The organism is Cryobacterium algoricola (assembly GCF_004402485.1).
GTDB lineage: Bacteria > Actinomycetota > Actinomycetes > Actinomycetales > Microbacteriaceae > Cryobacterium > Cryobacterium algoricola.
Window position 1 is genome coordinate 778160 of the sequence record NZ_SOFG01000011.1, and the last position, 22581, is coordinate 800740.

General features: G+C 69.9%; 19 protein-coding genes. 7 read left to right on the top strand and 12 right to left on the bottom strand.

Features of this window, described 5'->3' with window-relative positions:
• Positions 1-42 precede the first annotated feature (42 nt).
• The 3 genes from E3O44_RS10350 to E3O44_RS10360 are packed head-to-tail and all read left to right on the top strand — an operon-like array spanning position 43 to position 3025.
• Positions 43-1053 carry an alpha/beta hydrolase gene (locus E3O44_RS10350; RefSeq protein WP_134534641.1) on the top strand — a complete coding sequence of 337 codons (1011 nt, stop codon included), beginning with the start codon at positions 43-45 and terminating at the stop codon, positions 1051-1053.
• A gap of 51 nt (positions 1054-1104) precedes the next feature.
• Entirely contained in the window at positions 1105-2382 is a 1278-nt protein-coding gene (locus E3O44_RS10355; RefSeq protein ID WP_241976232.1) for an alpha/beta hydrolase, read from the top strand.
• 22 nt (positions 2383-2404) lie between these two features.
• On the top strand, positions 2405-3025 hold the full coding sequence (locus E3O44_RS10360) for a YdeI/OmpD-associated family protein (protein WP_134534643.1): 621 nt from the start codon (positions 2405-2407) through the stop codon (positions 3023-3025).
• A 13-nt stretch (positions 3026-3038) separates the two neighbouring features.
• On the opposite strand, the gene E3O44_RS10365 is transcribed toward E3O44_RS10360, so the two are convergent.
• The 3 genes from E3O44_RS10365 to E3O44_RS10375 all read right to left on the bottom strand — a co-directional run bounded on the left by E3O44_RS10365 (position 3039) and on the right by E3O44_RS10375 (position 7635).
• Positions 3039-4544 (bottom strand): purine-cytosine permease family protein, encoded by a 1506-nt coding sequence (locus tag E3O44_RS10365; RefSeq protein WP_134534644.1) that lies wholly within the window; start codon positions 4542-4544, stop codon positions 3039-3041.
• A 105-nt stretch (positions 4545-4649) separates the two neighbouring features.
• On the bottom strand, positions 4650-5477 hold the full coding sequence (locus E3O44_RS10370; protein WP_241976234.1) for a serine hydrolase: 828 nt from the start codon (positions 5475-5477) through the stop codon (positions 4650-4652).
• 193 nt (positions 5478-5670) lie between these two features.
• Entirely contained in the window at positions 5671-7635 is a 1965-nt protein-coding gene (locus E3O44_RS10375; RefSeq protein WP_134534646.1) for a M13 family metallopeptidase, read from the bottom strand.
• Positions 7636-7653: 18 nt separating this feature from the next.
• Between E3O44_RS10375 and E3O44_RS10380 the strand changes: the two genes are divergently transcribed.
• Positions 7654-9042 carry an MATE family efflux transporter gene (locus tag E3O44_RS10380; protein WP_241976236.1) on the top strand — a complete coding sequence of 463 codons (1389 nt, stop codon included), beginning with the start codon at positions 7654-7656 and terminating at the stop codon, positions 9040-9042.
• A 133-nt stretch (positions 9043-9175) separates the two neighbouring features.
• Here the strand turns inward: E3O44_RS10380 and E3O44_RS10385 are convergent, their stop codons facing one another.
• The 9 genes from E3O44_RS10385 to E3O44_RS10425 form a co-directional block, all read right to left on the bottom strand.
• Complete coding sequence (locus E3O44_RS10385) at positions 9176-10735, bottom strand: aldehyde dehydrogenase family protein (protein WP_134534648.1); 1560 nt, start codon at positions 10733-10735, stop codon at positions 9176-9178.
• Complete coding sequence (locus E3O44_RS10390) at positions 10735-11379, bottom strand: HD domain-containing protein (RefSeq protein WP_134534649.1); 645 nt, start codon at positions 11377-11379, stop codon at positions 10735-10737. Before E3O44_RS10390 ends, E3O44_RS10385 begins: the two co-directional genes overlap by 1 nt.
• Positions 11380-11425: 46 nt before the next feature.
• On the bottom strand, positions 11426-12802 hold the full coding sequence (locus tag E3O44_RS10395; RefSeq protein WP_134534650.1) for an NAD(P)/FAD-dependent oxidoreductase: 1377 nt from the start codon (positions 12800-12802) through the stop codon (positions 11426-11428).
• A 5-nt stretch (positions 12803-12807) separates the two neighbouring features.
• Positions 12808-13128 carry a 2Fe-2S iron-sulfur cluster-binding protein gene (locus E3O44_RS10400; RefSeq protein WP_134534651.1) on the bottom strand — a complete coding sequence of 107 codons (321 nt, stop codon included), beginning with the start codon at positions 13126-13128 and terminating at the stop codon, positions 12808-12810.
• Positions 13129-13168: 40 nt separating this feature from the next.
• Positions 13169-13987, bottom strand: a complete 819-nt coding sequence (locus E3O44_RS10405; RefSeq protein WP_134534652.1) for an SDR family NAD(P)-dependent oxidoreductase — start codon at positions 13985-13987, stop codon at positions 13169-13171.
• Complete coding sequence (locus E3O44_RS10410) at positions 13980-15902, bottom strand: PEP-utilizing enzyme (protein ID WP_134534653.1); 1923 nt, start codon at positions 15900-15902, stop codon at positions 13980-13982. Before E3O44_RS10410 ends, E3O44_RS10405 begins: the two co-directional genes overlap by 8 nt.
• Positions 15903-15981: 79 nt before the next feature.
• Positions 15982-17097 (bottom strand): PEP/pyruvate-binding domain-containing protein, encoded by a 1116-nt coding sequence (locus E3O44_RS10415; protein WP_134534654.1) that lies wholly within the window; start codon positions 17095-17097, stop codon positions 15982-15984.
• Positions 17097-18443 (bottom strand): cytochrome P450, encoded by a 1347-nt coding sequence (locus tag E3O44_RS10420; RefSeq protein ID WP_241976238.1) that lies wholly within the window; start codon positions 18441-18443, stop codon positions 17097-17099. Before E3O44_RS10420 ends, E3O44_RS10415 begins: the two co-directional genes overlap by 1 nt.
• A 139-nt stretch (positions 18444-18582) precedes the next feature.
• Positions 18583-19389 carry an IclR family transcriptional regulator gene (locus tag E3O44_RS10425; RefSeq protein WP_134534656.1) on the bottom strand — a complete coding sequence of 269 codons (807 nt, stop codon included), beginning with the start codon at positions 19387-19389 and terminating at the stop codon, positions 18583-18585.
• Between the two features lie 110 nt (positions 19390-19499).
• Here E3O44_RS10425 and E3O44_RS10430 point away from each other — a divergent pair, with 110 nt between their 5' ends.
• The 3 genes from E3O44_RS10430 (at position 19500) to nucS (ending at position 22509) form a co-directional block, all read left to right on the top strand.
• Positions 19500-20768: an MFS transporter gene (locus E3O44_RS10430; protein WP_134534657.1), complete on the top strand. Its 1269-nt coding sequence runs from the start codon at positions 19500-19502 to the stop codon at positions 20766-20768.
• A gap of 163 nt (positions 20769-20931) precedes the next feature.
• Positions 20932-21804, top strand: a complete 873-nt coding sequence (locus tag E3O44_RS10435; protein WP_134534658.1) for a CPBP family intramembrane glutamic endopeptidase — start codon at positions 20932-20934, stop codon at positions 21802-21804.
• 9 nt (positions 21805-21813) lie between these two features.
• Positions 21814-22509, top strand: a complete 696-nt coding sequence (gene nucS / locus E3O44_RS10440) for an endonuclease NucS (protein WP_134534659.1) — start codon at positions 21814-21816, stop codon at positions 22507-22509.
• Positions 22510-22581 lie beyond the last annotated feature (72 nt).

The following is a 22581-nucleotide window of genomic DNA, read 5'->3' on the forward strand; positions in this document are numbered from 1 at the left end:
AGAGTCGCAGGGCTCGCGTTGGCTTCGGGAGAGGGCGGTCGAATGGGCACTCGTTCCGCCGCGGGGCGTCTCGGGATCGCCGCGGGAGCAGCAGGCGTCGTTGTGCTCGTCGCCACCGTCGTCGTCGCGCTCAACGTCACGACGGGACTCGTGCGGCCGGACGAGGCCGTCCCCCCGATGTCCCTCCCCCTCCTCTCCGCACCGATGGCGGCGGGGGCCCCGGATGCTGCATCCCCCCTCCCCGGGACCTGGCGGCCCCCGGCCGACCTGCCGTCCACGGGCAGCTTCGGCAGCGTGCGGATCCCGGCGACCGTATCCGGCTTCAGCGCGCGCGACGCGGAGGTCTACCTCCCGCCCGCCGCCCTCGTCCCCGATGCCCCGGCCCTGCCGTTCGTGCTGATGATGATGGGACAGCCGGGAGACCCGGACGCCGGACCGATCGCATCCGTGCTCGACGCCTTCGCCGCAGCCCACAACGGCCTCGCCCCGATCGTGCTCGTGGCCGACCAGCTGGGGGATCCCGACGTCGACTCGCTGTGCCTGGACACGGCGGAATACGGCCAGGTCGAGACGTACCTCGAGCGGGACGTTCTCGACTGGGCGCGCGGCAACCTGAACATCCAGACCGGCCGCGACTCGTGGACCGTCGCAGGGTTCTCGAACGGCGGCCAGTGCGCCCTGTCGCTCGCGCTCCGGTACCCGGAGGTCTGGGGCAGCCTCATCGACGCCTCCGGCACCGCGTATGCCGGCCTCGAAACGGAGCCCGACGTGCTCGCTGACGTGTTCGGGGGGGACCAGGCGGCCTATGACGCCACGAAACCGGCCACACTGCTCGGCGAGAGACGCTACCCTGACACCACGGCCGTGTTCACGGTCGGCTCGGAGGACTCGGAGATGGAACCGGGACTCAAGGATCTGAGCGGAACGGCCAAGGCTGCGGGGGTAGCGGTGACGTACTACGAGGTGCCCGGCGAGGGCCATTCCCTCGAGGCGCTGGACGGTGGGCTCACCCGGGCCTTCGGCGTGCTCGCGAGCAGACTCGGGCTCGGCTAGGGCGTGGACGGTCTCGGGGGGCTGCTGAGACTCGACATCGTTCACCCGCCGGTGACACTCGTGGCGTGGGTGCTCTCCGCCGCCGCAGTCGTCTTCCTGCTCGCCAGGCCGCCGCGCAGGCGCTGGCTCCTGACCGTCGGAATCGGGATCGGGTCCGGCCTCCTCGCCGCCGTGCTGACCTGGTTCCTCACGGTTCGCGTTTTCAACCTGTTCGGGGTGGGTCTCGGCGCCGTGACCTACCTCTGGCTGGCGGCGGCGTGCGGGGCCATCGGGCTCGCCCTGGTCAACCTTTGGAAGACGCGTCCCCTGCGCCGGAGCATCGCGGCGGTTTCGGTGCTGCTGTTCGCGGCGACCGGCGCGCTCGGCATCAATGCCGGCTACGGACTCGATCGCACGCTCGGCGCCCTCCTCGGGATCAACGTCCTTCCGCCCATCGCCCTCACGGCGCCGACATTGCGCCCCAGCGTGGGCGACGAGCGTCCCGGGCACGCCAACCGACCGCTCTGGCAGACCTGGACACCCCCGCCCGGACTCCCCGCGACGGGGAGCATCGGAAGTCAGGCCATCCCGAACCCGCTCTCCGGTTTCGTGGCCCGCCCGGCCGGCGTCTACCTGCCGCCGGCGGCCCTGGTGCCGAATGCCCCAGCCCTGCCGCTCGTGATCCTCCTGATGGGTCAACCGGGCAACCCGGACCCCGAGCAGGCAGCGGAGAGCCTCGACCGTGCGGCCGCCCGGCACGGCGGGCTGGCCCCGATCGTCCTGGTGGCCGACCAGCTGGGGAACCCGGCCGCCGATCCGCTCTGCCTCGACACCGCCAGATTCGGCAAGGTCGAGACGTACCTGACCCGGGATGTCGTCAGTTGGGCATCCGCCAACCTCAACGTGATCCAGGACCACCGGTACTGGACGATCGCCGGGTACTCGAACGGCGGCCAGTGCGCCATCTCGCTCGCGGCCAAGCACCCGGACATCTGGTCCAACGTGCTCGACATCTCCGGCGAGGTCTCGCCGGGGTCCGAGGTTCCGACGAGGACGCTCAACGACGTCTTCGGCGGCGACCAGGCGGCATACGACGCCCAGAAGCCGGTCAACCTGCTCGCCGCCCACCGGCTCCCCGGGGACTTCGCGGTCTTCACCGTCGGAGCCCTGGACACCCAATTCTCCGGCGGCCAACGGATCCTCGCCGCCGCAGCGCAGGATGCCGGGATCACCACGGTCTACCGGGAGGTTCCCGGCGCCGACCATGGAGGGTCCGCCCTGACCGGCGGCCTCGACCTGGGCTTCGACGCCCTCTTCCCGCGCCTCGGCCTCGCCCCTCCCCCCTCCTGACCTCGCGGGTAGTGTCGCTCGCATGAGGACAGGCGACGCGAGCGGGGACGAGGTGCCGCGCATCCACCCGGAGTCGGTGGACGAGTGGCGGGCCTGGCTCGGGGAGAACCACCAGGCGGCGACGGCCGTGTGGCTCGTGTTCTGGCGGAAGGCGTCCGGCCGCCCCATCCTCGCCTACGAGGACGCCGTGCTCGAGGCGCTCGCGGTCGGCTGGATCGACAGCAAGCCGGGCCGGCTGGACGAGCACCGGACCATGCTCTACTTCTCGCCACGGAAACGCGGCAGCGCCTGGGCCCGGCCGAACAAACTGCGCATCGAGGTGCTCAGGAGCGAGGGGCGGATGCTGCCCGCCGGTGAGGCCGTCGTCGCGGCCGCAGAGGCGGACGGCTCCTGGACCCGGCTCGACGAGGTCGAGAACCTCACGGTTCCCGCAGACCTCGGCTCCGCGCTTGACGGGATCGAGGGTGCGCGGGCGCAGTGGGACGCGTTCCCGCCCTCGGCTCGCCGCGGCATCCTCGAATGGATCGTGCAGGCGAAGACGCCGGCGACCCGGGCGAAACGCGTCGACGAGACCGCCCGGCTCGCCGGCCGGGGCGAGCGGGCGAACCAGTGGAAGCCGAAACCTCCGCCCGCGGCCGACTGAGCGCGTGGGCGGGTCAGCGCCGGAGGGGCTGCTGCTCCTGGGCGCGCACCGCGCCGCGGCCGACGAGGAGCGTGCCGCAGAAGCCGATCGCGAGGGCGACGAGCACGCCGAGGTTCGCGAACGCCCAGTCGCCGGTCCGGCCGCCGAGGCCGAGGGGGCCGAGCAGGTACCCCTGCCAGGCGAGCCAGTCCGCGAAGCCGTTGGTGACGAGGCCCCAGCCCACGACGGAACCGAGCCCGAGGAGTCCGAGCGCGCCGACCCGCACGCTCCCGTAGCGCCCGCGCGGGTCGAGGAGGGCCCCGGCGTCGTAGTCGGAGCGGCGGAGCGCGAAGTCGGCGAGGAAGATGCCGCACCAGGCCGCGACGGGGACGCCGAGGGTGATCAGGAAGCCCTGGAACGGACCGAGGAAGCTCCCGGCGAAGAACACGACGTAGATCGCGCCGAGCACCATGATCACCCCGTCGATCCCGGCCGCGACGAAGCGCGGCACCCGCAGCCCGGTGGTGAGGAGCGCCAGCCCGGAGGAGTAGATGTCGAGCACGGCGCCCCCGATCAGGCCGAGCACCGCGACGAGGGCGAACGGCACGAGGAACCACACCGGGAGGATCGTCGTGAGCGCCCCGATCGGGTCGACGGCGATGGCGGCGCTGAGGTCGGTCGAGGATCCCGCGAGCAGGAGCCCGAAGAGGAGCAGCACGACGGGGGCGAGCGAGGCGCCCAGGGTCGTCCAGCCGACGACGCCGCGGCTGGAGGCCGAGCGGGGCAGGTACCGGGAGTAGTCCGCGGCGGCCTGCACCCAGCCGAGGCCGAAGCCCGTCATCATGAACACGAGCGCGCCGATCACGTGCGGAAGGTCTCCGCCGGGGATCGCCGCGATTGCTCCGACATCGATGTGGTCGACGACGAGGAACACATAGACGACCGTGAGCAGGCCCGTGACGATCGTGATCCACTTCTGCAGGCGCATGATCAGGTCGAACCCGAAGACGCCGCCCGCCACGATCAGGCCGGCCACGACGACGAGGGCCACCACCTGGGTGAGCACCCCGCCGTCCCAGCCGAGCTCGGTGAACACGGTCGCCGTCGCGAGCACCGCGAGCGAGGCGAGCACGGTCTCCCAGCCGACCGTGAGCAGCCACGACAGCGCAGACGGCACCCGGTTGCCGTCGACGCCGAACGCCGCCCGGCTCAGGGTCATCGTCGGCGCGTGGCCGCGCTTGCCCGCGAGCGCCACGAAACCGCACAGCGCGAAGGAGAGCACGATCCCGACGAGGCCGACGATCGTGGCCTGCCAGAACGAAATGCCGAACCCGAGCAGGAACGAACCGTAGCTGATGCCGAGAACAGAGACGTTCGCCGCGAACCACGGCCAGAACAGCTCGCGCGGGCGGCCGCGATGCTCAGCGCGGTCGATCGCGTTGATGCCGTTGAGCTCGACCTCGAAGACCGGGCGGATGCCGGGGCTCGCTCCCGGCAGTCCGGCGTCCGTCTGCGCGTGCGTCCGGTCGTTCGCGGACATCCGCTGCCCCTCTCCTCGGCGGGTCTCGGTCAGGTGTTCGGTGTTCAGGTGTTCAGGCGTTCGGGACTCAGGTCTTCAGGTACTCAGGTACTCAGGAACTCGGTTTCAGTGCACGTACTCGAGCAGGTCGAGGCCGACGGCGCGCATCCCGTCGAGGACCGCGAGGCGCAGCGGGAGGCGGGTGTCGGCGAAGGACATCGAGACGGCATAGGCGACGCCGGCCCGCGGGCCGCGGAGCACTCCGGCCTCGCTCCGGACGCCGGGCGCCGTTCCGGTCTTGTTGACGAGCAGCAACCCGTGGTCGCCGCCACGGTGCGCGAACGGATCGAGCCCGAACGCGCTCGCGACGAGGGAGAGATCCGCGCCGAGCGACAGCCAGCCGATCACGCGTTCGCTCGTCGCGGCATCCACGACCTCACCGCGGGCAAGGGACGTGAAGAGGCCCGTGAGCTCCTGGGCGCTACCGACGGAGAGCTGGGGCGCGTGGTCGGGGCCGCGTTCGTCGCGGACGAGGTCGAGCAGCGCGGTGTGGGAGATGCCGAGCTGTTCGGTGCGGGCCTGGACCGCCGCGAGGCCGACCGCGCGCAGGAGCACGTTCGCGGCGAGGTTGTCGCCGACACCGCCGACGAGGGCGGCGAGGTCTGCGACGGGCAGCGACGGGGCCTGCAGGTGCTGCCAGACGCCAGAACCCCCGACGGAGTCCGCCGGGGTGCGGTCGAGGATGGTGAGGGCGCCGAATTCGGCGTTCGGGAGCCGGGCGGCGACCTCGACCAGGAGGAGGACGGTTCCGATCCCTGCCGTCGGCATCACGACGTGGTCGTCGACGGAGAAGAGGACCTTGCCCGTCGCGAGGTCGGTGGCGCGGGCCGAGACCTGGACGCCCTCGACGGCGAGGTTGCCGAGCGCCTGGAACCCGCGGCCGAAATTCGCCATCGGCTCCGAGACGCCGTGACGTCCCCTGCTCGGGGCACCACGACGCGACCGTCGCTCCGATTCCCGCGCTGGCGTGGACACTTTTTCGGGTCCCTCCGTGTTCCGGCTCCTTGTTCCCCTCAGCACCATAGCCCAGACGCCCGACCTGCGCCGGAGCGGGACGCCCCTGGGCGCCCCGGCACGTCCCGCTCGGCTACCAGATGGTGACGCGCTTGTCCGGGTCGAGCCAGAGCTCATCGCCGGGCGCGACGCCGAAGGCCGCGTAGAACTCGTCGATGTTCCGCACGATCTGGTTGCAGCGGAACTCGTTCGGCGAGTGCGGGTCGATCGAGATGAGGCGGATGGCCTCCTCGTCGCGCATCTTCAGCTGCCAGGCCTGGGCCCAGGAGAGGAAGAAGCGCTGGGCTCCGGTGAAACCGTCGATCACGGGCGGCTCTGCGCCGTCGAGGGAGATCAGGTAGGCCTTCCAGGCGATCGACAGGCCGCCGAGGTCGCCGATGTTCTCGCCGATCGTGAGCGCGCCGTTGACGTGGTGCTCGGGGATCTGCTTGGGGGCGAGGGCATTGAACTGCTCGATGAGCGAGCTCGTGCGCTCTTCGAAGGCCGCACGGTCTTCCGCGGTCCACCAGTCGGTCAGGAGCCCGTCGCCGTCGTACTTCGAGCCCTGGTCGTCGAAGCCGTGCCCGATCTCGTGCCCGATGACGGCGCCGATGGCACCGTAGTTCGCCGCGGCATCCCGCTCGTCGGAGAAGAACGGGACCTGCAGGATGGCCGCGGGGAAGACGATCTCGTTGAAGCCGGGGTTGTAATAGGCGTTGATGGTCTGCGGCGTCATGAACCACTCGTCGCGGTCGAGGGGCTTGCCGATCTTGCCGAGTTCGCGCTGGAACTCGAATTCGTTCGCGGCGCGCACGTTCTTGATCAGGTCGCCTGCGTCCATCGACAGGCTGGAGTAGTCGCGCCACTTGTCGGGGTAGCCGATCTTGGGGGTGAACTTCTCGAGCTTGTCCTGGGCACGCGCCCGGGTCTCCGGGGTCATCCAGTCGAGTTCGGCGACGCTCTGCCGGTAGGCCTCGACGAGGTGGCCGACGAGCACGTCCATGCTCGCCTTCGCGCTCGGCCGGAAGTGCCGTTCGACGTAGATCCGGCCGACGGCCTCGCCGAGCGATCCCTCGACGAGGGAGACGCCGCGCTTCCACCGGTCGCGCAGCTGCGGGGTGCCGGTGAGCGTGCGGCCGTAGAAGTCGAAGCTCGCCTCGACGAAGTCGTCGGAGAGGTACGAGGCGCTCGAGCGGATGATCTGCCAGCGCAGCCAGTCCTTCCACCCGTCGATCCCGTCCTCTGTCAGCATCTCGGCCAGTCCGGTCACGAAGCTCGGCTGGCGGACGACGATCTCGTCGAGCGCACCGGCGGGGGCGTCGAGTCCCGCGAGCCAGAGGTGCAGGTCCGCCCCGGCCGCGAGCGCCGTGACCTGGCCCCAGGTCTTGAGGTTGTAGGTCTTTTCGCTGTCGCGGGAGCGCACGTTGTCCCAGTGGTGCCCGGCGAGTGCGGTTTCGAGTTCGAAGACCCGGCTGGCGCGCACCGCGGCGTTGTCGATGCCGGCGAGGCCGAACATCCGCTCGAGGAAGGAACGGTAGGCGTCGCGGACGGCGGCGAACTTCTCCTCGCGATAGTAGGACTCGTCCGGCAGGCCGAGGCCACCCTGTTCCATGAAGACGAGGTAACGCTCCGGGTTGCCCGGGTCGTTGTCGACGTAGAGCTGGAAGGCGCCGGCGACGCCGGCGCGCTCGAGGCGGCCGAGGGTGCCGAGCAGGGAGGCGACCCCGTCGATCGCGTCGACGGCCAGGAGGTCGGCGACGAGCGGCGTCGCGCCGAGCGCGTTCACCCGCTGCTCGTCCATGAAGCTTGAGTAGAGGTCGCCGAACTTGCGGGCTTCCGTTCCCGGCTCAGCGGTCTGCGCCTCGAGGATGATCTCGCGCACGGCCTTCTCCGATTCCTCGGCGAGAAGGTAGAACGATCCCCAGCGGGCCTTGTCCGCCGGGATCTCGGTGCGGTCGATCCATTTCCCGTTCACGTGACGGAAGAGATCGTCCTGCGGGCGGATGCCCGTGTCGAGTTCGTCGCGGTCGATTCCGGATGCGGTCCCCAGGTCAGTCATGCGTCCATGCTATTCGCTGTGCCCGGGAATTCGAGCCGAGAACCCCTGTCGGAGGGCGCCGCTAGAGTCGGGAGCATCGCCATCTTCCGCACGCAGCCCATCGACCGCGAGATCCTGCGCCTCGCCCTTCCGGCCTTCGGCGCCCTCGTCGCCGAACCGTTGTTCCTGCTCGCCGATTCCGCAATGGTCGGGCACCTCGGTGCGGTCGACCTGGCCGGGCTCGGACTCGCGAGCGCGGTGCTGCAGACCATCGTCGGGCTGATGGTGTTCCTCGCATACAGCACGACCCCCGCCGTCGCCCGCTGGCTCGGCGCGGGTGACCGCGGCAGGGCCGTGTCCGTCGGCATCGACGGGCTCTGGCTGGCGCTCGGCCTCGGGCTGGTGCTCGCGCTGCTCGGCGCGGCACTGAGCCCGCAGCTCGTGGGAGCGTTCGGCGCGGAGCCTGCCGTCGCCGCGGCATCCGCCCGGTACCTCACCGTGTCGATGCTCGGCCTCCCGGCGATGCTGCTCGTGTTCGCGGCGACGGGGCTGCTCCGCGGACTGCAGGACACCCGCACGCCGCTCTGGGTGGCCGGCCTCGGCTTCGCGGTCAACATCGTGCTCAACCTCTGGTTCATCTACGGCCTCGGGCTCGGGCTGGTCGGGTCTGCGTTCGGCACCGTCGTCGCGCAGTGGGCGATGGTCGCGGTCTACCTCGTCGTGGTCGTGCGGCACGCCCGGCGCGAGGGCGCCCGGCTGCGTCCGCACCGCAGCGGGATGCTGCGGGGAGCGTCGAGCGGCGGCTGGCTGTTCCTGCGCACGGCGAGCCTGCGTGCGGCGATGCTGCTCGCGGTGTTCGTGGCGACGAGCCTCGGCTCGCCCCAGCTCGCGGCGTTCCAGATCGCGATGACCGTCTTCGCGGCGATGGCGTTCGCCCTCGACGCGCTCGCGATCGCCGCCCAGGCCCTCGTCGGGCGCGGCCTCGGGGCCGGCGACCTCCCCGAAGTGCGGGCGGTGCTGCGGCGGTGCCTCGAGTGGGGCCTGCTCGGGGGTGCGGCGATCGGCGCGCTGCTCGTCGTGACGAGCCCCCTGCTCGGCGGCCTGTTCACGACGGCGGCAGAGGTGAGCTCGCTCCTCCCCCTGACGCTCGTGGTCCTCGGCCTGTCCGGCCCGCTCTGCGGACTCGTCTTCGTGCTCGACGGCGTGCTGATCGGCGCGGGTGACGCCCGCTACCTCGCCGTGACCGGAATGGTCAATCTGCTGGTCTTCGTCCCGCTGGCCTGGGCGGTGCTCGCCTGGGCGCCGCAAGGGGCCATCGGGCTCGCCTGGCTGATGGCGGCGTTCGCGTTCGGCTATCTCGGCGCACGCGGCGTCACCCTCGGCCTGCGCGCCCGCGCCGCGCGCTGGATGGTCGTCGGCGCCCGCTGAGCCGCCCCGCTCCAGCTCCGCCCCGCATCCGCCCGATTCACGGCCGCGCGCCCTCTGCGCCGTTTCGCGCCAGGCACGCCTGGCGCGAAACGGCGCACGTGTAGCGCGCGCACGTCGGGACCCAGGGCTGCGGCTAGCGGATGCGGCGGTGCACGGACTGCGGCTTCAGGTACGCGTGCAGTCCCTCGCGTCCGAACTCGGCGCCGAGTCCGGAGTCGTGGCGGCCGGCGAAGGGAGCGTTGTGGTTCGAGGCGAAGAAACCGAGTCCGACGGAACCGGTGTCCATCCGGGTGGCCGCATCGAACGCTGCGTCGGCATCCGCTGAGAACACCGTGCCGCCGAGGCCGAACGCGGTGTTGTTCGCGATGCCGATCGCCTCGTCGAGGGTGTCGTAGCGCAGGATCGACAGCACGGGCCCGAAGATCTCCTCGCGCGCGATCCGCATCCCCGGCGTCACGCCGGTGAACACGGTCGGCGGCACGAAGTAGCCGCGGTCGAAGCCGCTCGGCACATCCCCGCCGGTGGTCGCCCTGGCACCCTCTGCGATGCCGGAGCGGATGTACGCACGCACCGTGTCGCGCTGGGCGCGCGTCGCGGCGGGCCCGAAGACGGTGTCCGGGTCCATCGGGTCGCCCTGTCGCGCGGCCTGGACCGTGGCCGTGACCATGTCGACGAGTTCGTCGTAGCGCCCGGCCGGCGCGAGGATGCGCGTGGAGATGTAACAGGTCTGCCCGGTGTTGCGCAGGCAGCTGCGGATCAGCACCTGCTGCATCGCCGAGAGGTCGACGTCCGGCAGCACGAGTGCGGAGGACTTGCCGCCGAGCTCGAGGGTGACCGGCCGCAGCAGCTCGCCGCACGCCCCGGCGATGCGGCGCCCGACCGGGGTCGAGCCGGTGAAGGCGACCTTGTCGACACCGGGGTGCCGCACGAGGGCGTCGCCGACGGCGCTGTTCCCGGTGACGATGTTCACGACACCGGCGGGGATGCCCGCCGCTGCGACCGCATCCGCGATGAAGCGGATCGAGAGCGGCGTCGGCGACGCCGGCTTGATCACGACGGTGCACCCGGCCATCAAGGCCGGCGCGAGCTTCGCCACGACGAGGTTGATCGGGAAGTTCCACGGCGCGATCAGCGCGCAGACGCCGACCGGGTCCTGCCGCACGACGGTTTCGGCGGAGCCGTCGGGGAACGGGCGCACGTCCACGGTCTCCAGGTAGCCGGCCAGGCCGGCGAAGTAGCGGAAGATCGCGGCCGCGTTCGAGGCCGCACGCCCGGTCTCTGCGACCGGCGAGCCGTTCTCCGCGGTGTTGGTGTGCGAGATCGCCACCGACCGCTTCTCGATCTCCCCGGCCAGGCGTTCCAGGTAGCCGGCACGCTCAGAGGGGGCCAGCCCGCGCCAGCCGTCGGCGCCCGCACGCGCGAACGCGCGACGGGCGGCCGCGACGGCGAGGTCGACGTCGGCAGTGGATGCCACCGGCACGCTGCCCCACGCCGCTTCCGTCGCCGGGTTGGTCACCGTGGTCCGCCCGGTTCCGCTCGCCGCACGCCAGGCGCCGTCGATGAAGAGGTCGTCGACGTGCCCGTATGGCAGGGTGGCCGGGAAACTCGCGGGCTGCGCCGGATTGCCGGCCGTGGCGCCTGTTGCCGGTGCGGTTGCCGGCGCCGCTGCCTCGTCTGTCGTCCGACCCGTCATCAGAGCACCGCGATCTTCAGCAGCGCCTCTGCCCTGTCGAGTTCGATCGTCGCCATCTCGAGGCCGGCGGCGGTGATGAGCTCCGGCAGGATCTCGGTGCGCAGGCGCCTGCAGTAGAACGACGGCGTCTGGCCGAACCAGCTCGAGGCGAGGGCTATGCCTGCCGGGGTGAAGCGCCAGAGCCGGTCCGCGTCGCGCACGAGCGAGTCCTCGATGGAGTACGACTCGACGCGGGTGTCGTGGCCGTCGATGATGTCGGTGACCCGGGTGATGAAGGCATCGTCGTAGCCGAGGCCCGGCAGCACCTCCCTCGCGATGAGGCAGCCCTTGAGTTCGTGCTCGTAGCGGATCTGGGCCTGGCGCCAGTTCGCGCCAAAGCCCTCGGAGATGATCTTGGTCTCGTCGACCCTGGCCCAGCCGCTGTCGTGCAGCAGGATGGCCACCCGCACGACGAGGGCGTCGGCCTCCGGGTATGCCTCGCAGAGCCGCTCGGCGAATGCGAAGGAGATCGGCACGTGGATGTCGTTGCTGCGCGTGCGCATCTCGGTCTCGACGGCGCGCCAGAGCGGGTCGAGGTCGCCAGGGCCGTCCGCGGCGACGGCGATGGGCGAGGTGTCGATGGACTGGTCGGTCTGCAGGGTCATGGCGTTCTCACTTCGAGGTCGGGGCGCGGGAGCGCGGAGGCTGGGGCTAAGCGGCCGGACTGCCGGCGGGAATGGGAACGGGGACGGCGGGAAGCACGACGGGAACCGGACTCGGCTCAGCACGCCCGGCATCCGCCGCTTCGACGGCCGCGAAGAGTTTCTTGAGCGGGACGGTGGTGTCGCTTGCGACATCCGCCGGCGCCGAGAGGCCCTTGTGCAGGGCGTTCTTCACGGCCATGAAATCGAGCGGGCTGTTGATGCAGTCGGCGGCGATGAGCCGCCCGCTCCGGTAGTAGAGCACCGAGAACTTCTCGGTGTCGGGGTCGCCGCGAAGCACGACCCGGTCGTGCCCGCCGCTCAGGCCGGCGATCTGCAGCTTGAGGTCGGCCTGGTCCGACCAGAACCACGGCACCGTGCGGTGCTCTGCGGGCAGCCCGAGCAGGGTGGCCGCGGCCACCTTGGCCTGCTCGACGGCGTTCTGCACGCTTTCGAGGCGGATGCGGCCGGCACCGAAGTCCCCGATCGACGGGTTCGGCATGTTGGCGCAGTCCCCGGCGGCGACGGTGAGTCCGTCGGAGGCGAGTGCACGGGAGTCGACGACGATGCCGTTCTCGACCTCGAGTCCGAGCTGCACGGCGAGCTCGGTGCGCGGCACGACGCCGACGCCGATCAGCACGACGTCCGCCGCCACGATCTCGCCGGGGCCTTCTTCGTCGCGCGAACCGAGCTCGACGCCGGTGACCCGGTCGTGCTCGCCGACGAACCGCACCACCTGCGCGTTCAGCACCACCCGGATGCCGCGGCGCCGGTGCGCCTGCAGGTAGAACTCGCTGGTCTGCTCGGAGACCGCCCTCCCGACGAGGCGGGGAGCCGCCTCGAGCACGGTGACGTTCTTGCCGGCGGACCGCGCCCCCGCCGCGACCTCGAGGCCGATGAAGCCGCCGCCGACAACAACGACGTTCCGCGCCTCACGCAGTTGCTGCTCGAGCACGGTCGCCTCCGTCGCGGTGCGCAGGTAGCTGACGCCCTCGAGCTCGGAGCCCTCGAACGGGATGGTGCGCGGCACGGCTCCGGTGGTGAGCGCGAGCCGGGCGAAGGCGAAGGTGCGGCCGGACTCCGCCGTCGCGACGCCGCCGTCCGCGTTCCGGATGATGCGGAAGATCCGCTCCCGCGGCACGAGCTCGATGGAATGCTCGCGGTAGAAATCGTGGGTGCGGAAGGCCAGGGAGTCTGCGGTCGCCTCGCCCTTGAGGAACGCCTTGGAGAGCGGCGGCCGCTGGTACGGGGCGTGCGGCTCCTCTCCGACGAGCGTGATCGGGTCGGTGTCGCCGAGTTCGCGCAGTGTCGAGGCGAGTTGCACCCCGGCCTGGCAGTTGCCGATGATGAGGGTGCCCAGCCGGGGAGCTTCGGTCGTGTCGCCCATGCCGGTCACACCTGCGTTTCGGGGGTCTGCACGTGCACGGACACGTCGTCGGAGAGTTTCAGCTGGCAGGAGAGCCGGGAATTGTCCTCCCGGTCGACGGCCGTACCGTCGAGCATGTCGTCCTCGAGATCGAGCTTCGGCGGGAACAGCCCCGCGCTGTCCGCGCAGAGGAAGACATGGCAGGTGGCGCAGGACAGGCTGCCGCCGCACTCGGCGACGATCCCGGGAACGCCGTTGCGCACCGCGGTCTCCATCACGGAATCGCCCGCGAATCCGGTGACGATGGTCTCTGTGCCGTCGAAGGCGACGTAGCTCACGGTTGGCATTTCTCGGTCTCCTGGTTCGGTTCTCGGGGTGACGGGTGGGTCAGAGGAACTGCCGGCCGCCGTCGACCACGAGGGTCTGGCCGGTGATGTAGTCGCTGCCGGGTGCGGCGAGGAACAGGGCTGCGCCGACGATGTCCTCCGGTTCGCAGGCCCGCTTGAGCGAGCCGCGGTCGACGCCGTAGCTCTCGGCGCCCGCGATGAGCCCGTAGCTGGCCTCGGTCAGGGTGAAGCCCGGGGCGATCGCGTTGACGGTCACGTTGCGGTCGCCGAGTTCCTTGGCGAGCACCCGGGTCAGCGCGATCACGCCGCCCTTCGAGGCCACGTAGTGGGCCCAGTGCGCCGAACCGCTCATCACCGTGGCGGAGGAGAGGTTGATCACCTTTCCGCCGTCCGGCAGGTAGGGCGTGCAGGCCCGGGTGACGAGCCACGGCCCCTTGAGGTTCACGGCCATCACCCGGTCCCACTCGTCCGGGTCGAGCTCGGTGAAGGGGGCTCGGGTCACGGTCGCGTAGATCGCGGCGTTGTTGATGACGACGTCGATCACGCCGGCGTGGGCCGGGGGCGCCTGACCGGGGGCGGATGCGCCGGGCCGGGCCTCGGGGGCCCAGCCGGCGGCATCCGCTGCCAGCCGGGTGACCGAGGCGAGGTCGGTGACGTCGACCGGGAGGGCGATGGCGGTGCCGCCGGCCGCCTCGACGAGCGCGACGGTCTCCCGTGCGCCCTCGAGGTTGACGTCGGCGACGACCACCCGGTCGCCCTGGGCCGCGAAGCCCAGGGCGAAGGCACGGCCCAGGCCGCCGGCGGCGCCGGTGATCAGCACCGTCCGCCGCAAGGCCCCGGCCGTGCCGCGCTCAGGCATGGCTGCTCTCGGCGAGGACGGCGTCGAGCTGGGCTGCCGCGGCCGGGGCCATGGCGAGGTCGTGCTCGTGGGCCAGGCCGGCAACGTCCTGGCCTGCGCCGTGGTCGTCGACGATCGTCACGGTTCCGTTGTTCCCGTCGACCCGCAGCCACTGTCCCGTCCTGATCTGGGCGGATGCGGTTCCGGTTCCGGTGACCGCCGGCATCCCGTACTCGCGGCAGACGATGGCCGCGTGGCTCATCATGCCGCCGATGTCGGTGACGGTCGCGCGGATCTTCCCGAAGATCGGGCCCCACGACGGCGCGGTGACGGGAGCGACGAGGATGTCGCCCTCCTGCACCTCGGAGAGCTGGTCGGAGCTGCTGATGACCCGGGCCGGGCCCTCGGCGACGCCGCTCGAGGCGGCCATGCCGCGGAACTCGCCCTCCGGCGCGTCGGAGTCGCCGAGCCAGTTCTTGATCTGGTCGCTCGTGATGCCCCAGAGCATCAGGGTGAAGGGTTCGGTGATCACGGCGGGCGGGGTGTTCAGCGCCGGCTGCGGGCGCTCCTCGGAGAGCGCGTCGACGATGACCCTGCGCCGGGCGACCTCGGCAGGCCAGTAGTCCGGGCCGATCGCGGGAGCGCCGACGGCCCAGCCGGTGACGTAGTCGAAGAGCGTCTCGCGCACCTCATCGCGGCGGAGGTAGAACATGTCGTTCGCCTCCGGCCAGAACCCGGCCTCTGAGAGCATCTTCGAGAGCTGGCGGGCCTTCCGCCAGAAGACGCCCATGGTCCAGTGCTCGATGTAGAAGTTGTGGTTCTCCACGTAGGGGTAGACCTGCCGCGCAAGGCCGAGCTTGCCCTGGAACGCGGCGAGCTGTTCGGGGCTGAGAAGTTCGGAGTACTCCTCGGTGATGCGGTCCCGTTCCGCGATGAGCTCTGCGACGGGGCGGTCGATGCCGACACCGTTCTGCACGCGCACGATGTAGTCGGCGATGTAGCCGAGCGGCAGCTCGAGGTGGTCCAGCCAGTACTTGTCGTGGGCGTAGAAGCCGTTGCCGACGGTGAAGTTGAACCAGGGGTCCTTCGCCTCGGTCCAGGCCGCGAGCCACTCCGCCCCGCCTGCGGCCGCGCCGATCGCGGCGAGGGTCGCCTCCGGGTCCTCGGTATTGCCGAAGTGACCGTCGACGCCGAGTTCGACGGCGAGCTTGGCGAGCTTCTTGAGCTCGTCATCCGGTCGGAAGAGTTCCATGTCGACGCCCTGCACCATCTTCGCGACGGCCTGGTCCGGGATGCCGGGGAAGACCTCCTTGCAGAAGCTGAAGAAGTCGAGATAGGCGACGTAGCCGAGGTTGAGGAACTCGAAGTGGTACTGCCAGGCGCGGTAGGTCAGCGAGATGAGCTTGTCGAAGTTGCCGAGGAGCGTGTCGTTCGGGCCGAGACCCCTTCCGCTCGTGACGTCCTCGAGAGGTACAGCGTCCGGCAGCGCCTCGAAGGACAGTGCGCCCAGCTCGTCGATCGTTCCGCGGATCTTGTCCTGCCACTTCGCGAGCAGTCCGTCCCAGTTCTGGAAGTAGTGTCCGGCGCGGGCCATGAACTCGGGGACCCGGGCGGCGATCTCCGTCTCGGGGACGCCGACGGGCGACATGAACACGTAGCCGTTGTGGATGCGGAATTCGATGCCGTTGGCCGGCGGGATGAGCAGGTGGCGGGAGTTGTACTGGCCGAGGCAGGAGACGGCGAACTCGAAGCCGATGGTCTCGAAGGGCTTGGTCACCGTCGGCCAGTGCTGGCTGTCGCAGAACCAGAATTTGGCCTCCTCGACCTCACGCCGGTTCTCCTGGAAGACCAGGTTGTAGGCGTAGAGGTCCTTCCAGCCTTCTGCGGCGACCGCGGGCTTCTGGTCGTACGGGCTGGGGAATGACTTCTCTGTCATGGGTCAACCGTTCTGTGTGGGTAAACGCGGGTGGAGGGGACGAATGGGGAAAATGAAGCGCAGCGGATGCCGCGGCGAATCAGGCCTTGCCGGCCTGCGTCATGAGCGAGCGGGTGATGCTCTCGATACCGAACCCGGCGGACTGCGTCGGGATCGAACCCGACGCCGTCGACGAGAACACCGTCTCGGGGCGCGACTGCAGGAGGAGCAGGTTCTCCCCGTCCGGCAGGTCCCGGTCGAGGGCCCATTCGATGTCTTGGGGGCACCGGAAGTGCTTCTCTGCCCGCTTGGCGATCGCGGCGATCGCGGTGATCTCCGTGTCGCTGATGCAGAGCCGCCCCCGGCGCTCTGCCGAGACCTCGCGTTCGACGAGGGACCTGCTCGCGGGGTCCGGCACGAGTTCGGCGTGCTTGTCGCCGATCGAGTGCTTCACGACCATGAGCATGACCTTGTCGACGGTGATGTTGTCCGGCGTCACCTGCCCGGAGACGACGAGCTCGCCGAGCCCGTATGAGGCCTCCATCACGATCTTGGAGCGGTCGCCGTTGGTCGGGTCCATCGTGATCGCGACGCCGGCGACCCGGGCGTTCACCATCTTCTGCACCGCGACGGCCATCGAAAGGCCTTCATTCGGGATCTTGTTCTTCAGCCGGTAGATGATGGCCCGGGAGGTGTACAGCGAGGCCCAGCACGCGCGGATGTGTTCAGTGACGTCTTTCACGCCGAGGAGCCAAAGGTAGGTGTCCTGCTGGCCGGCGAAGCTCGCATCCGGCAGGTCCTCCGCCGTCGCGGAGGACCGCACGGCGACAGGGACAGGGGACTCGAAGCGCGACTGAAGCGCCTCGTACGCCTCGATGGTCGTGGCGTGCAGCTCGGCGGGCACCGGCCGTGAGGTGATCTCGAGGCGCAGCTGCGCAGACACCCGGTCGACGGCGGCCACGTCGTCGGGGTCGAGCTTCGCGAGCATCTCGTGGATGTCCTTCTCGATGCCGGCCTCGCGGATGAACGCGTCGTACGCGGCCGTCGTGATGGCGAAGCCGGGGGGAACCGGCATCCCGGCCGCGGTGAGCGCGACGAGGGAGGCGCACTTGCCGCCGAGCTGCTCGTGCAGCGGGGGAAGCCCGCCGTCGAAGAACTGGATGTATGCGGCGTGGGATGCGGGTGTTGCGGTAGCGGCGGGGGTTGTGGTTTCCATCAGGCGTTGGCCTCCCAGGTGACGGGAACCGACGTCGGCGCCCTGAACGACAGGTTGTCTCCGAAGACGATCGCTTCGGGATCGACGATCCGCAGGCCGGGGACGGCCCGGATGGTCTCTTCGACGACGATCTTGTCCTGCAGCTTGGCGAGCATGTTGCCGAGGCAGTAGTGGATGCCAAAGCCGAAGGAGAGGTGGGTGCGGGCGTTGGCGCGTTCGATGTCGAAGACCTCCGGATCCTCGAAGACGCTCGGGTCCCGGTTGGCCGCTCCCATCAGCAACAGGATGTTCGAGCCCTTCGGGATAGCGGTGCCGGCGATCTCGGTGTCGACGAGCGCCTTGCGCCGCCAGCCGACGATCGAGGGGCTGTAGCGCAGCGTCTCGTCGATCGCCCCGGCGATGCGCCTGGGGTCTTCGACGAGCTTCTGCCACTCGTCGGGGTGGCTGAGCAGCATCCGGATCGTGTTGGAGATGAGCGTCGTCGTGGTCTCGTGGCCGGCGAAGAGCAGGCTGTAGCAGACCGACGCGATCTCATGGTCGGAGATCTCGCCGCCGGCGAGCTGGGCGCGCACGAGGTCGGTGACGAGGTCGGTGCCCGCCGTTCCGGCGCCGATGGCCTCGTGGGCGGCGGAGACCAGCCGCCGGCACTCCGTCCAGTAGTCGACGAGGTTGTGCGCGTGCGGGATCTGCTCCTCGTCGCTCAGGTCGCCCCAGGTCATCGCGGCCCGCGAGTCCGACCACTTCTTGTAAGTCGGGACCATGTCTGGCCCGACGCCGAGCAGGCCGAGGATCGTGATGGTGGGGATGTCCACGGCGACGTCCTTCAGGAAGTCGCCCCGGGCATCCGGATGCGCGAGCATCTGCGCGAGCAGCCGGGCGGTGTTCTCCCGGATGGTGGGCTCGAGGGCCTTGTACCGTCGTGGGCTGAACTCCTGCTGCACGATCGTGCGCATCCGGGTGTGTTCGGGGGGAACGCGGGCAGAGAGGCCGGAGTATGCGGTGAAACCGCCGTCCGCCATGATCTTCGTCGCGGCGGCGCCGCGCGGCCGCACGGGGGCTTGGGCGTTCTCACTGCTGAAGACGACCCAGTTGTCGAAGACGGCCTTGATGTCCGCGTACCGGGAGACGACGTAGTAGCCGATGCGCTCGTCGAACATCACCGGCTCCTCCTCGCGGAGTTCGGCGTATGCCGGGAACGGGTCGTTCATGTCGAACGGTGAATAGCCGTGGTGGCCGGCGGTGCTCTCCGCGGCGGCGGCTGCGGCGAGCGCGCGGTGGTCGACCGGGCACTGCCCTGCGGCGGGCTGGGCTGCGACGGGCTGTGCCGTCACGGGCTGAGCGTTCACGAGTGCTCCTTCTGTCCACGTCTGCGGGGACTGTCCACTTCTGCGGGGATCTGGATCCATCTAATGCTCCCGTGGCTGGGAAACGCAGGGCTTGTCCCACTGGGCGGAAGTGGGGTTGGGTGGGCCCGCTCTGGCCGGTTCAGGGCTGCTGCGGCTTGCGGGCACGAGCGGCCGGTTGCAGTGCGGCTTTCGGCAGGTGCGCGATCCCCGCCTGGATGCGCTCGGCCGTGCCGAGCAGGATGGGCAGGTTGCGTTCGAGCTGGTGCGCCCGCGAGGTCGGCAGCACGATCCCGAGGCCGCCGAAGATGCGCCCGTCGGCCTGGAACACCGGGACGGCGAGCGAGCACGATCCGAGCCGCACTTCCTCGGAGGCGACGGCGAAGCCCTGGCCGCGTACCTTGTCGAGTTCCTTGCGGAGCTGCTCCGGGTCGGCCTTCGTGAACGGGGTGCGCTGCACGAGTGCCGCGCCGAGCACGGCGTCACGCACCCAGCCCTCCTCGAAGGCGAGGATCGCCCGGCCGACCGCGGTCGCGTGCATCGGAAGGCGCCCGCCCACCCGGGAGGCCTGCGGGACTCTCCTGCTCCCGTAGACCCGGTCGATGTAGAGCACGTCCGCGCCGTCGCGGATGGCGAAGTGGGCGGTCTCCTGGGTGAGGCCGAACAGGTCCTGCAGGTACGGGCGCACGACGTCGCGTAGCTGCCGTCCGGCATGCTGGCCGAGTTCCCAGAGCCGGAGGCCGATCTGGTACCGGCCGCGGGCATCACGCTGCACGGCGCCCCACTCCTCGAGCTCGCCGAGCAGCCGGTGCACGGTGCTCTGGGGAAGGCCGCTCTCGGCGCAGATCTCGGAGAGGGTCCGTGCGGAGGGGCTGGACTCGAAGACGGCGAGGATGCTCAGCACGCGCGAGGTGACCGTCTGCCCCGGTGAGGTGGTTCGTCCTGCCACGATTCCCCCCCTCGCGCCCCGATGCGCTCCTAACGAGCCCATCGTACGTCGCCGAAGATCGACTAGCGTTGACGGGACCCACCCCTGTTCGAGTCCGAGAAGGAATTGCCATGACCGCGCCCTCCGAATCCACGGCCGCGGCCGGCGCTCGGCCGGGTGCGACCGATCGCGCGGGAGCCCTCGCCGCGCGGAACGCGGTCTTCGCGGTCTTCTTCGTCAGCGGGCTCGGGCTCGCGAGCTGGGTCGCCCGGATCCCCGCGGTCCGCGACAGCCTCCGGCTCGACACCGCTCTCGTCGGCGTCCTGATCTTCGGCCTCTCCGCCGGCTCGGTGCTCGGCCTCGGCGCGGCGGTGCGCCTGCTCGACCGTTTCGGCACCCCTCGGGCGATGACGATCAGCATCAGCACCTCCGCGATCGGTCTCGTGCTCGTCGGCTTCGGCGCGACCCTGCTCCTCTCGGCCCCGCTGGTGTTCGCCGGGCTGGCCCTGGTCGGGCTCGGGATGGGCTCGCTCGACGTCATGATGAACGTCGAGGGCGCCGCGGTCGAACGCACCATCGGCAGGACCCTGATGCCGCTCATGCACGCGTGCTTCAGCCTCGGCACCGTGGTCGGCGCGCTCATCGGTGCCGCGGCATCCGCCCTGTCGGTGTCGGTCTTCTGGCACCTGCTCGTGATCGCATTTCTCGCGGTCGCGACGGTGGTCGTCGCCGTTCGCTCCCTTCCCCAGGCCCAGGTCACGCTTGCAGCGGGGCCTGCCCACTCGTCCGGCGGCCAGGGTGCCCCGCGCTCGACCTGGCGGACCCGCCTGGCGGCGTCCCTCTCGGTCTGGACCGACGGCAAGATCCTGCTGATCGGTGCGATCGTGCTCGGAATGACGTTCGCGGAGGGTTCGGCGAACGACTGGATCGCCCTCGCCTCGGTCGACGGCCACGGCCTCAGCAACACCGGTGGCGCGATCGTCTTCGGCGTCTTCGTCGCAGCGATGACCGTGGGCCGGGTGCTCGGCGGACCCGTCATCGACCGGTTCGGCAGGGTACCCGTGCTGCGCGCGTGCGCGGTCGTCGGCGTGCTGGGCCTGCTGCTGTTCATCCTCGCGACGGGCCCGTGGATGCTCTACGGAGGCGCCGTGCTCTGGGGCATCGGAGCCTCCCTCGGGTTCCCGGTCGGGATGTCCGCGGCGGCGGACGACACCGAGAACGCCGCTGCCCGGGTGAGTGCCGTCGCCATGATCGGCTACTTCGCGTTCCTCGTCGGGCCGCCGGTCCTCGGCATCCTCGGCCAGGCCTGGGGCATCCTCAACGCCCTGTACCTGATCCTCGGGCTGATGGCCCTGGCCGGCCTCGCCGCGCCGGCCGCCCGTGAGCGCCTCCGGCGCTGACCCCTCCCTGTTGAGCGGACGTTCCAGACCGGCTGATATCGATGCCCTTCCGGCGCAGCCGGTGGGTTGAAGGCACGTTCGCACGGATCATCACCACGGGTGCGGCATACTGAGACCGCCCTCCTCCGGACCTCGTCCGGGTTGGTGCCACTGCCGCACTGCAATGACCTACGTCCTCCTCCCCTCATCGGAAGTGAAGTGCATGAGAAACCGGCGCATTGTTCTAGTACTCGTGACGTTCCTCGTAAGCTCGGCGGTCGCGTCGCCCCTACTATCCCTCCTACAGGTGACAACCGGGGCCGATCCGGAAGTGCTCCGTTTCCCGACGTTTGCTACGGCTGTTGGCGCAGCCGTTGTCTGGCTCATCTGGCGGAAGACCTTCACGTTCCCCCCACAGCCGGTTCGAAGTGAATTTCTCGCTGTAGTGCTCTCCGTGTTCCTGGCCGCCATGACGGCCGCGGTCTTGTTCGCACTCAACGCGACGGAAGGCGACTTGTGGCCTCCGCTCGACTCGTCATCCGTTCCCATTTCATTGGCTGTCATTCTCTTTCTGCAATTACTGGGTGCGGTCGGCGAAGAAGTCGGCTGGAGAGGCGTGGTCCAGCCCCTTCTTGAGAATCGCTTCTCGGTAGTGTGGTCCGGTATCTTCACGGGCCTTCTCTTCGGACTCGGGCACTTTTACGTCCTGTTCGCTGCAGGCCCTATCGTCTACCTCACGTTTGCAGTCGCGGCGATAGGCCTGTCAGTTACGTTGGCCGTATTGACCGCCGGCCGCTCGCTCACTTCTCGAGTTCTCGTGGCGTCCTTCTTCCACTGGCTGGTGAACTCAGCGATGCTCGTGTTCTTCTCAGGTGGCGACGAGTCTCTGCTTTGGACGATCAATACTGCGATCGCCACAGTCGTCGTCGCCATCGCGGCGGTCCTTCTACTCCGCCGAGTGGGCCAGAGGAATACTGCGAAGAATTCCTCAGTGGGCGAGCCACGCGGAACCGCAACTGAGCCCGCCCCAACTTTCAGGGTTGAGCCGACCCCGTAGTCTGAATGGGTGAGACTTGTTATCGCCCGCTGCTCAGTGGACTACGCCGGACGCCTGAACGCTCACTTGCCACTGGCCACCAGGCTCCTGATGCTCAAGGCCGACGGCTCAGTGCTCGTTCACAGCGATGCCCTCTCGTACAAACCCTTGAACTGGATGAGCCCGCCGTGCTCCCTCGTCGAGCAGGTCCCCGACGAGGAACAGACGGATGCCGGCATCACGCAGGTCTGGACCGTCACCCACGCGAAGACGGAAGACCAGCTCGTCGTCAGCATCCACGAGGTCCTGCACGACTCCGCCCACGATCTCGGCATCGACCCCGGCCTGATCAAGGACGGCGTCGAAGCGCACCTGCAGAAACTCCTCGCCGAGCACATCCACCTGCTCGGGGACGGCCACACCCTCGTCCGCCGCGAGTACATGACGGCGATCGGCCCCGTCGACATCCTCGCGAGGGACGCCGCCGGACACTCCGTCGCGGTCGAGCTCAAGCGCCGCGGCGACATCGACGGGGTCGAGCAGCTCACCCGGTACCTCGAGTTGATGAACCGCGACCCGCACCTGGCGCCGGTGGCCGGGGTCTTCGCCGCACAGGTCATCAAGCCGCAGGCCCGGATGCTCGCGGAGGACCGTGGCATCCGATGCCTCGTGCTCGACTATGACGCGATGCGCGGCCTCGACGACACGCAGTCCCGCCTGTTCTGAGCCGCCAGGGAGGGCCCTGATGAGTGTTTTCTTTCGAGGGAGCGCTCTCACGACGGCAGGGGTAGCAGCCCC

Bases quoted from the DNA above. Each gene is read 5' to 3' on its own strand.
- E3O44_RS10395 (WP_134534650.1), bottom strand. From the start codon at position 12,802: ATGGGCGACACGACCGAAGCTCCCCGGCTGGGCACCCTCATCATCGGC.
- E3O44_RS10350 (WP_134534641.1), top strand. From the start codon at position 43: ATGGGCACTCGTTCCGCCGCGGGGCGTCTCGGGATCGCCGCGGGAGCA.
- E3O44_RS10360 (WP_134534643.1), top strand. From the start codon at position 2,405: ATGAGGACAGGCGACGCGAGCGGGGACGAGGTGCCGCGCATCCACCCG.
- E3O44_RS10405 (WP_134534652.1), bottom strand. From the start codon at position 13,987: ATGCCTGAGCGCGGCACGGCCGGGGCCTTGCGGCGGACGGTGCTGATC.
- E3O44_RS10375 (WP_134534646.1), bottom strand. From the start codon at position 7,635: ATGACTGACCTGGGGACCGCATCCGGAATCGACCGCGACGAACTCGAC.
- E3O44_RS10435 (WP_134534658.1), top strand. From the start codon at position 20,932: ATGACCTACGTCCTCCTCCCCTCATCGGAAGTGAAGTGCATGAGAAAC.
- E3O44_RS10385 (WP_134534648.1), bottom strand. From the start codon at position 10,735: ATGACGGGTCGGACGACAGACGAGGCAGCGGCGCCGGCAACCGCACCG.
- E3O44_RS10415 (WP_134534654.1), bottom strand. From the start codon at position 17,097: ATGGAAACCACAACCCCCGCCGCTACCGCAACACCCGCATCCCACGCC.
- E3O44_RS10430 (WP_134534657.1), top strand. From the start codon at position 19,500: ATGACCGCGCCCTCCGAATCCACGGCCGCGGCCGGCGCTCGGCCGGGT.
- E3O44_RS10390 (WP_134534649.1), bottom strand. From the start codon at position 11,379: ATGACCCTGCAGACCGACCAGTCCATCGACACCTCGCCCATCGCCGTC.
- E3O44_RS10400 (WP_134534651.1), bottom strand. From the start codon at position 13,128: ATGCCAACCGTGAGCTACGTCGCCTTCGACGGCACAGAGACCATCGTC.
- E3O44_RS10370 (WP_241976234.1), bottom strand. From the start codon at position 5,477: ATGGCGAATTTCGGCCGCGGGTTCCAGGCGCTCGGCAACCTCGCCGTC.
- E3O44_RS10410 (WP_134534653.1), bottom strand. From the start codon at position 15,902: ATGACAGAGAAGTCATTCCCCAGCCCGTACGACCAGAAGCCCGCGGTC.
- E3O44_RS10365 (WP_134534644.1), bottom strand. From the start codon at position 4,544: ATGTCCGCGAACGACCGGACGCACGCGCAGACGGACGCCGGACTGCCG.